8 protein-coding genes are annotated in these 8,341 nt (G+C 70.0%); 1 reads left to right on the top strand and 7 read right to left on the bottom strand.

What is annotated here, in order from left to right; all coding sequences use genetic code 11:
* Nucleotides 1–6: 6 nt before the first annotated feature.
* The 7 genes from V2S85_RS16485 to V2S85_RS16515 form a co-directional block, all read right to left on the bottom strand.
* Entirely contained in the window at nucleotides 7–1,455 is a 1,449-nt protein-coding gene (locus V2S85_RS16485) for an efflux transporter outer membrane subunit (RefSeq protein WP_330703931.1), read from the bottom strand.
* Nucleotides 1,455–2,426: an efflux RND transporter periplasmic adaptor subunit gene (locus tag V2S85_RS16490; RefSeq protein ID WP_330703932.1), complete on the bottom strand. Its 972-nt coding sequence runs from the start codon at nucleotides 2,424–2,426 to the stop codon at nucleotides 1,455–1,457. The genes V2S85_RS16485 and V2S85_RS16490 overlap by 1 nt, the downstream gene beginning before the upstream one ends.
* Entirely contained in the window at nucleotides 2,423–2,638 is a 216-nt protein-coding gene (locus tag V2S85_RS16495) for a DUF1656 domain-containing protein (protein WP_330703933.1), read from the bottom strand. The genes V2S85_RS16490 and V2S85_RS16495 overlap by 4 nt, the downstream gene beginning before the upstream one ends.
* Nucleotides 2,635–4,689, bottom strand: coding sequence for an FUSC family protein (locus tag V2S85_RS16500; RefSeq protein WP_330703934.1), 2,055 nt, complete (start codon nucleotides 4,687–4,689; stop codon nucleotides 2,635–2,637). The genes V2S85_RS16495 and V2S85_RS16500 overlap by 4 nt, the downstream gene beginning before the upstream one ends.
* Nucleotides 4,686–5,138 (bottom strand): MarR family transcriptional regulator, encoded by a 453-nt coding sequence (locus V2S85_RS16505; RefSeq protein WP_330703935.1) that lies wholly within the window; start codon nucleotides 5,136–5,138, stop codon nucleotides 4,686–4,688. Before V2S85_RS16505 ends, V2S85_RS16500 begins: the two co-directional genes overlap by 4 nt.
* Before the next feature lie 163 nt (nucleotides 5,139–5,301).
* The gene (locus V2S85_RS16510; protein ID WP_330703936.1) at nucleotides 5,302–5,802 is read right to left on the bottom strand and encodes a L,D-transpeptidase family protein; all 501 of its coding nucleotides are present in this window, start codon (nucleotides 5,800–5,802) and stop codon (nucleotides 5,302–5,304) included.
* A 5-nt stretch (nucleotides 5,803–5,807) separates the two neighbouring features.
* Nucleotides 5,808–7,097: an adenylosuccinate synthase gene (locus V2S85_RS16515; RefSeq protein WP_285018042.1), complete on the bottom strand. Its 1,290-nt coding sequence runs from the start codon at nucleotides 7,095–7,097 to the stop codon at nucleotides 5,808–5,810.
* Nucleotides 7,098–7,351: 254 nt separating this feature from the next.
* Between V2S85_RS16515 and V2S85_RS16520 the strand changes: the two genes are divergently transcribed.
* A complete protein-coding gene (locus V2S85_RS16520; RefSeq protein ID WP_330703937.1) occupies nucleotides 7,352–8,218 on the top strand; it encodes an alpha/beta hydrolase in 867 nt (288 codons plus the stop codon).
* Nucleotides 8,219–8,341: the final 123 nt, after the last annotated feature.

The following is an 8,341-nucleotide window of genomic DNA, read 5'->3' on the forward strand; positions in this document are numbered from 1 at the left end:
AGGCGGTTACTTGGTCGCGCCTGCGCCCTGCCCCTCCCCCTGCCCCCAGCCACCGCCGAGCGCGAGGAACACGGCGATCTGGTCGTCCACCAGCGCCGCTTCCGCGGCCGCATGGCTCACCCGTGCCGACGCGAGGCTGCCCTGCGCGCTCAGGAGGTCGAGGAAGTCGCTGCGCCCGAAGCGGAACAGCTTGGCCGCCTGCCCTTCCGATATGCCGGCGCTGTCGCTCGCGCGGCCCAGCGATGCGGCCTTGTCCCGATCGCGGGCGTAAGTTTCCAGCGCCGTCTCGGTGCCCTGCAGGGCCGAGAGCACGGTCGCATCGAACTTGGCGAGATCGACATCGACCTGCGCCTTGGCGGCATCGATCTTCGCCTTGACGACCGGGCGATTGGGGAAGCTCCAGCTCAGCAGCGGGCCAAGGCTGAAGCCGAAGCTGTCGGACTTGCCGAGGTTCTGCAACTGCCCGCTGCTGGCGACGCCCGCGCCGATCGAGACGCTGGGGTAGAGGTCCGCCACCGCCACGCCGATGCGCGCGGTATCGCCGGCGATGGTGCGCTCGGCCTGGCGGATGTCGGGACGGCGGCGGATCAGCGCGGCGCCGTCACCGACCGGCATCGGCTGGGCAAGACGCGGCAGGACCGAGCAGCTCGCCACGTCCTGCGGATAGTCCGCCGGCGCCCGGCCGAGCAGCGTCGCCAGCAGGAACAGTGCGCCCTGCCGCTTCGCCACGAAGGCGGGCAGGCTGGCACGGCTGGTGTCCACCGCGGTACGCGCGCGGCTGACGTCGAAGGCGGTGCCGCGCCCGCCGCGCTGCAGCCGGGTGGTGGCATCCAGCGTCTGCTGCTGCAGCACGATCACCTTCTGGACCGTCGCCATCTGGTAATTGGCGCCGCACACATCGGCATAGGCCTTGGCGGTCGCCGCCGCCACGCTGATGCGCACCGCATCGCGCGCCGCCTCGACCACCTCGCGGTCCGCCTGCGCCCCCTCGACCGCGCGCCGCAGCTTGCCGTTGAGGTCGAGCGGATAGCTCAGCGAGAGCCCAAGGTCGTACGTCACGACACCGGGGATGTTGGTCCCGCCCGACTGGGTGGAATAGTCGCGCTCGAGATCGGCATCGGAACTGACGGTGGTGCTCAGCGCCCGCGCGCCGGTCGTCTCGCGCAGCACCGCTTCGGCCTTGCGGATGTTCGCCTCGGCGGCGCGCAAGTCGGCGTTGGCGGTGAGCGCCTCTTCCACCAGCGCGTCGAGGCGGGGATCGGCGTAGAGGCTCCACCAGCGGTCGGGCAGCGGCGCCTGCGCGAAGGCGGGATCGCGCGCCGCGACGAAGTCCCCCTGCGCGGAAGGTGTGCCGGACACCGCGTTCTCGGGCGGATGATAGTCCGGCCCGGCGGTGGCGCAGGCGGACAGCGCCAGCGCCATCGCGGCGGCGCAGAGAAGGCGGGCGGGACGCATCACCGGGCTCCCGCGCTCTGCGTCGCGGCGGGAGCGGGAGCCGCCGCCGGGGCCGGAGCCGGAGCCGGAGCCGGAGCCGGACGCGCCTGTCGCTTCGGTTCGCCGTCATGCTGCTCGATCGTCACCGTCGCGGTACGGCCCAGGATCAGGCGCACGTCGGCGGGCACATGGGTCAGCTTCACGCGCACCGGGATGCGCTGGGCCAGGCGGACCCACGAGAAGGTCGCCTCGACGTTGGGCAGCAGGTTGCCCGAATCGCTGCGGGTATCGTCGTTGATGCCCGCAGAGATGCTCTCCACCCGGCCCTTGAGCGGCTGCGCCTCGCCCATCAGGTGCACGGTCACCGCGGCGCCCTGGCGGATCAGCGGCAGCTTGGTTTCCTCGAAGTAGCCCTCGACCCGGATCGAGTCGGTATCGACCAGCGCCATCGCCTGGCTGCCCGCCGCCACATAGTCGCCGGGATGCAGGTCGAGGTTGGTGACGGTGCCGTTGACCGAGGCATGGACCTGCGTGCGCGTGAGGTTCAGCTTCGCCCCGTCGAGCGCGCTCAGCGCCTCGGCCAGCGCGGCGCGGGCAGTGGCGACCTTGGCGACGTTCTGCTCGTGCGTCTCGGTGGCGACGAGATCGCCCAGCGCCAGATCGCGCGAGGCCTCGCGCTGCGCCTGGCCGAGCGTCGCGCGGGCGCTGGCGACGCTCGCCTGGGCCTGCTCCACCGCCAGCGAGTAGCGCGGGCGGTCGATCACGAACAGCAGGTCGCCCGCCTTCACCGTCTGGTTGTCATGCACCGCCACCGAAGTGACGAGGCCGCCGATGTCGGGCGTCACCCGCACCACGTCGGCGCGCACGCGGCCGTCGCGGGTCCACGGGCTGCGCTCGTAGTGGTTCCACATCCAGAACGCGATGAACGCGGCCAGGACGACGATGACGATGGTGGCGGCGCTGCGGCCGATCGCGGGAAGCAGGTTCTTCATGGGTGGAAACCGATGTGGGGAGCGAGGAGGGAAAGGGCGCCGAGGACCAGGATGTAAAGGCACAGGTCCACGAGCGCGCGATAGGCGACGATGCGGTAGAATCCGGCGAAGTCCGCCAGCCGCATCAGCAGCATGGTGACGACCGAGGCGATGACCGCCAGCACCAGGATGGTGGGCATGAACACGCCCAGGATGGAAGTCTCGCCGTTCATGACAGGCCTTTCAGCGCGGCGGCATCAGGAAACAGGTTGCGGCGCAGGCTGACCAGCGCCAGCGCGGCGGAGCGGCGGACCGAGCGGTCCTCGTCGCCGGCGAAGACATGGAGCGCGGTGTCGATGTCGCCCAGCAGCGCCGGATCGGCGGGAGCGCGGCGATCGGGCTCCAGGCGGCGGTAGTAAGCGCCGACGTCGGCGAGCACGCTGGTCAGCGGGGCGCTGCGGGCGGGCGGCAGGTGCAGGCGCAATTCGCGCAGTTCACCGATGGCGACGCCGGTGCGCAAGTCGCGCAGCACGTCGTAGAGCGGCTCGCCCGGCTGCTTGCCCGACAGCGCGAGGCGCGGGCTGAGGATCGCGATGCGATCGAGCATGCGGTTGATCCAGCCGCGCACGTCGGGCGGGCCGTAAAGGTTGGCGCGCTCGGCGATGTCGCGCCAGCCGGCGCGCAAGGTGCGGCGGATCGCGCTCTCCAGCCCCGCCGAATGCAGCAGCCGCGCCATCAGGATCGCGAACAGCGTGCCCAGCAGCTGCGCCATCGAACTGTTGAAGAACACCTCGAAATTGTCGGTATACTTTTCCGCGATGATGAACGGACTGCCCATCCCCAGCAGCGCGGGCAGCGCGACACCGGCATAGCGCGGCGAATGCATGAACGATCCCAGCACCAGCAGCGGCGGCGCCAGGGTCATCGCCAGCATCGCAAAGCCGTCGATCCGCGGCAGTATCCCGAAGGCATAGATCAGCCCCAGCAGCGTGGCGATGACAGTGCCGTTGAAGAACATCCACAGCGGCAGCAGCGGATTGTCCGAGGCCGAGAACAGCGCCAGGAACACGCCCGCCAGCATGACGGCGGTGGCCCCGTCGTTCCAGCCGCTGCCGATCCACAGCGCGCTGCCGATGACGATGGTGGCCGTCGCCCCGGCGGCGCCGCGCACCGCGCCGCGATAGTCGCGGTGGACCTCGCGGTTGCGGCGTCCTTCGAGCAGCGGCGGAATGCGCGCGGAGACGGGCCTGCGGTCGCGGGTGCCGAGCTGCTCGGCAAGGTCGCGGCAATCGAGATGCGCCTCGATCAGGCTGGCGAGGCGCGAGCCGAGGCTGAGTTGCAGCAGGTCGTCCCAGCCCGCCTGCGGCCCGACTTCCGGTTCCAGCGCGGCGCAGCGGGCCTTGAGGTCGGCGGCGACCGCCTCGCGCCCGGTCCGATCGTCCTCGAGCGTGCCGAGCCAGGCGCGGGTATCGGCGAGCAGTGCGGCGGCCTCCTCGCCCAGCGCCTCGCGCCCGTGCAGCGCGGCGACGCGGTCGGCGACAGCGGCGCCCAGCGGCATGAGCAGCGAAAGCTGGTCCTGCAGCGCGCGCACGGTGCGCACGCGCGGCGCCAGGCGGCTGCTGTCGAACGGCAGGTGGATCGAGAGCTGGTGCAGTTCGGTCACGTCCTGCGCCAGCCGCCGCTTTTCCGCATCGACCGAGGGATCGGGCTCCAGTTCGAGCGAATCGCGGCTCCAGCGCTCGGCATCGCGCAGCATCATGGCGACGCGGCCGAGCAGGAAGGTGGAGACCGAGCCGGGCAGGACGACGCCGTGGATCAGGCTGCCGCACAGGATGCCCAGGGTGATCTCCTGCACGCGCAGCACGGCGACGTTGAAGATCTGGTCGGGCGTCTCGACCGTGGGCAGCACGATCAGGCAGGCGGTATAGCCGGCCAGCACGAACATGTAGCCGCGCGGGGTGCGGTCGAGCAGCGAGACGAACACGCACAGCCCCAGCCACAGCGCGAGCACCAGCGTCAGCAGTTCGGGACTGTGCGCCAGCGGCGGCACCATCAGCACCGAGGCGGTCGCCCCGGTGAACGTGCCGATGACGCGGAACAGCGCCTTGGACACCACCGCGCCCGCCAGCGGGGCGGCGACGATATAGGCGGTCAGGAACGCCCAGTAGGGCCGCTCCAGCCCGATCGCGAAGGAGATGTAGGCGGCCAGGATCGCGGCGAGGAACGCCTTGATCGAGAAGATCGCGGCGGGCACGCCCCACCGGGCCAGGACGGGCGCGTTCACGGCCGCACCCGCAAGTCGGCGATGCGGGTCGAGACGGTGTCCAGCAGGCGCACCGCGCCCGCCAGCTCGGCATCGGAAATGCCGTCGAGCAAGTCCGCGCGCAGAGCCACCAGCCGCGCCTCGGCCTTGCGGGCAATCCGCGCGCCCTCCCCGGTCAGGTGGAGACGGTTGGCGCGGCGGTCTCCGGCATCGGCGCGGCGCTCGACGAGGCCGGATTGTTCGAGCTGGCGCACGGTCGTCGTCAGCGAGGCCTCGGTGATGCCGATCGCCCGCGCCAGTTCCGCCTGCCGCGCGCCTTCACCCAGTCTTTCGAGGTGGACCAGCGCCCAGCCCGCCGAGTTCGATATGTCCAGCGAGGCGAGGATACGATCGGCCATCTGCCGCCACGCCCGCGCGACAGGCGCGAGCTGCGTGGCAAGATCATGGGCAAGGCTTGGTCGATCGGTCATGGAGTCCCGGGAGGTTCTGGGGGCGGCGGGTACTTAGGCTCCTAACTATTATCCGGCAACCGGGTTGCACCGGATCGCCCCTTGCATTTAACAATGCAGCAATGCCGAAAATTGCAATTTACGCAAGCGGGACGATGCGCGGCGATGCGGTCCGCAGGCCGGTTCAGGGCTCGATCTCGATCGGTGTGCCGTCCGCCACCACTTCCCACAAGGTCTCGATCTCCTCATCGGAGACGGCGATGCAGCCATCGGTCCAGTCGCCCGGCACGCGCCCCGCCGGCCAGCCGTTGGGCTGCCCGTGGATCATTATCATCCCGCCGGGAGAACGCCCCTGCCCCGCCGCGAAAGCACGGTCGGCAGCGTTCGGATAGGAGATGTGGAGCGAGAGATGATAGGCGCTGCCGGGATTGCCCCAGTCGATGACGTAGCGCCCCTCCGGGGTCCGCTCGTCGCCTTCGAAGCGCTTGGGGCCGACCGGCTCGTCGCCGAGCTGGATATGCGCGATCACATGGACGAGGCGGCCGCCGGACCAGAGTTCCATGATCCGCGCCGCCTTGCGTACGCGGATCAGGTCGATGTCGGGCAGTTTCAGAGGCGCCTGCGCCTCGGCCGCCGTAACGGCAAGCAGCAGAAGCAGCGGGGCGAACCGGAGTGCGCCCCGCATGATCATCAATCCACGAAGGGATCGCGCACGAGGATGGTGTCCTCGCGCTCGGGACTGGTGGAGACGAGCGCCACCGGCGTCTCGATCAGTTCCTGCACGCGCTGGATGTACTTGATCGCCTGCGCGGGCAGGTCGGCCCAGGAACGGGCGCCGGCGGTGGTGCCCTGCCAGCCGTCCATTTCCTCGTAGATCGGCTCGACCGCGGCCTGGTCGGCGGCGTGGCTGGGGTAGTAATCCAGCACCTTGCCGTGCAGGCGGTAGCCGGTGCAGATCTTCACCTTATCCATGCCGTCCAGCACGTCGACTTTGGTGAGCGCGATGCCGGTGACGCCCGAGATCGCGCAGGACTGGCGCGTCAGCACCGCGTCGAACCAGCCGCAGCGGCGCTTGCGGCCGGTGACGGTGCCGAATTCATGGCCGCGCTCGCCCAGGCGCTGGCCGGTCTCGTCCTCCAGCTCGGTCGGGAACGGGCCCGAGCCGACGCGGGTGGTGTAGGCCTTGACGATGCCCAGCACGAAACCGGTCGCCGAAGGGCCGAGGCCCGAACCGCTGGCGGCGGTGCCCGACACGGTGTTGGAGCTGGTGACGAAGGGATAGGTGCCGTGATCGACATCGAGCAGCACGCCCTGCGCGCCTTCGAACAGGATGCGCGCACCGGCCTTGCGGACCTTGTTGAGGCGCTTCCACACCGGCTGGGCGAACTGCAGCACGAAAGGCGCGATCTCGCGCAGTTCGCTGAGCAGCGCCTCGCGGTCGATCGGGGGCTGGCCGAAACCGGCGCGCAGCGCGTCGTGGTGCGCGCAGAGGCGATCGAGCTGCGGCTCCAGCGCATCGAGGTGCGCCAGATCGCAGACGCGGATCGCGCGGCGGCCGACCTTGTCTTCATACGCCGGGCCGATGCCGCGACCGGTAGTGCCGATCTTGCCCGCACCGGCGGCCGCCTCGCGCAGGCCGTCCAGCTCGCGGTGGACCGGCAGGATCAGCGGGCAGTTGTCGGCGATCGCGAAGTTCTCGGGGTTGATCTCGACGCCCTGGCCGCGCAGCTTCTCGACTTCGGACTTGAGGTGCCACGGATCGAGCACGACGCCGTTGCCGATGATCGAAAGCGTGCCGGTGACGATGCCCGAAGGCAGCAGGCTCAGCTTGTAGACCTGCTCGCCGACGACGAGCGTGTGGCCCGCATTGTGGCCGCCCTGAAAGCGCACCACCGCGTCCGCCCGGCTGGCCAGCCAGTCGACGATCTTGCCCTTGCCCTCATCGCCCCACTGGGCGCCGATCACGGTTACGTTTGCCATGGATATGCTCCTCCACCCTGCCACGGCGGATCCAGTAACGCCCTTCGACAGGACTCGGCGATATGGATTTACGGTGGGGCAGGAGGCCCCGGCTTTTCGTGGGCGCCCTAAGGGCAAGGTGGGCGGCTAGTCAAGGGCGGCGATGGGGCGCGGCGGCATGACAGGTTAGGTTCAGCGCGTCTGGTGTTTCCTGCCGCGCGCCGCGCCCCTGCCGGACGCAGACAGGGCGGGACCGGATGACAGGACGTGCGACGATGACCAGACTTGCGACGACCACGCTTTCGCTGATCGGTGCCCTCGTGCTGGCCGCCGCGCCCCCCGCGTTCGCGCAGGCGGCAAAGGCGCCGCCGACCGCTCTGAGCTACGGTTCCGACGCCGCGCAGCAACTGGATTTCTGGCGCGCTACCGGGAAAACGCCGGCGCCGCTGGTGCTGTTCGTCCACGGCGGCGGCTGGAAGCGCGGCGACAAGGACAGCGCCACCGGCCGCTACAAGGTGGAGCACTACACCGGCGAGGGATACGCCTTCGCCAGCGTCAATTATCGCCTCGTGCCCGCCGCCACGGTGGAGCAGCAGGCGCAGGATGTCGCCGATGCACTGGCCGCGCTGCTCAAGCGGGCGGACGCCCTGGGCATCGCGCGCGGCAAGGTGGTGCTGATGGGGCACAGCGCGGGCGCGCATCTGGTCGCGCTGGTCGGCACTGATCCTCGCTATCTGCAGAAGGCGGGACTGTCCTACGCCGACGTGCGCGGCGTGATTCCGATCGACGGCGCCGCCTACGACATCCCCTCGCAGATGGCGGATGCCGGGCGCATGATGGCAAAGACCTATCAACAAGCCTTCGGCACCGATCCGGCCCGGCAGCGTGCCCTCTCCCCGACCGCGCAGGCCGCCGCGCCCAATGCGCCCGCGTTCCTGCTGCTCCACGTCCAGCGCGACGACGGCGTACGGCAGGCCGAGGATCTGGAGGCCGCGCTGCGCAAGGCAGGCACCCCGGTCGAGCGTCAGGGCTTTCCGGGGCGCGGCCTGCCCGGCCACATGCAGATCAACCGCGAGATGGGCAATCCGGACTACGCGGCGACCGGCGTGGTCGATCGCTGGCTGGCGCGCGCGTTCAGCTAGCACTACTTTGGCAGAATTGTGATTTTCGGGATTCCCTGCAGGGGAAATGCGTGATTCATAGGGAGCCAGCTTTGATGGAGGCTGGCGATGGAAGAGGATTGGCAGCGGGATCTCGAGCATTGG

It is taken from the genome of Novosphingobium resinovorum, assembly GCF_036352595.1.
Lineage (GTDB): Bacteria > Pseudomonadota > Alphaproteobacteria > Sphingomonadales > Sphingomonadaceae > Novosphingobium > Novosphingobium resinovorum_B.

What these genes read in the sequence shown, in the direction of transcription:
- V2S85_RS16485 (WP_330703931.1), bottom strand. Translation starts at nt 1,455, where the DNA reads ATGCGTCCCGCCCGCCTTCTCTGCGCCGCCGCGATGGCGCTGGCGCTG.
- V2S85_RS16495 (WP_330703933.1), bottom strand. Translation starts at nt 2,638, where the DNA reads ATGAACGGCGAGACTTCCATCCTGGGCGTGTTCATGCCCACCATCCTG.
- V2S85_RS16515 (WP_285018042.1), bottom strand. Translation starts at nt 7,097, where the DNA reads ATGGCAAACGTAACCGTGATCGGCGCCCAGTGGGGCGATGAGGGCAAG.
- V2S85_RS16490 (WP_330703932.1), bottom strand. Translation starts at nt 2,426, where the DNA reads ATGAAGAACCTGCTTCCCGCGATCGGCCGCAGCGCCGCCACCATCGTC.
- V2S85_RS16520 (WP_330703937.1), top strand. Translation starts at nt 7,352, where the DNA reads ATGACCAGACTTGCGACGACCACGCTTTCGCTGATCGGTGCCCTCGTG.
- V2S85_RS16510 (WP_330703936.1), bottom strand. Translation starts at nt 5,802, where the DNA reads ATGCGGGGCGCACTCCGGTTCGCCCCGCTGCTTCTGCTGCTTGCCGTT.
- V2S85_RS16505 (WP_330703935.1), bottom strand. Translation starts at nt 5,138, where the DNA reads ATGACCGATCGACCAAGCCTTGCCCATGATCTTGCCACGCAGCTCGCG.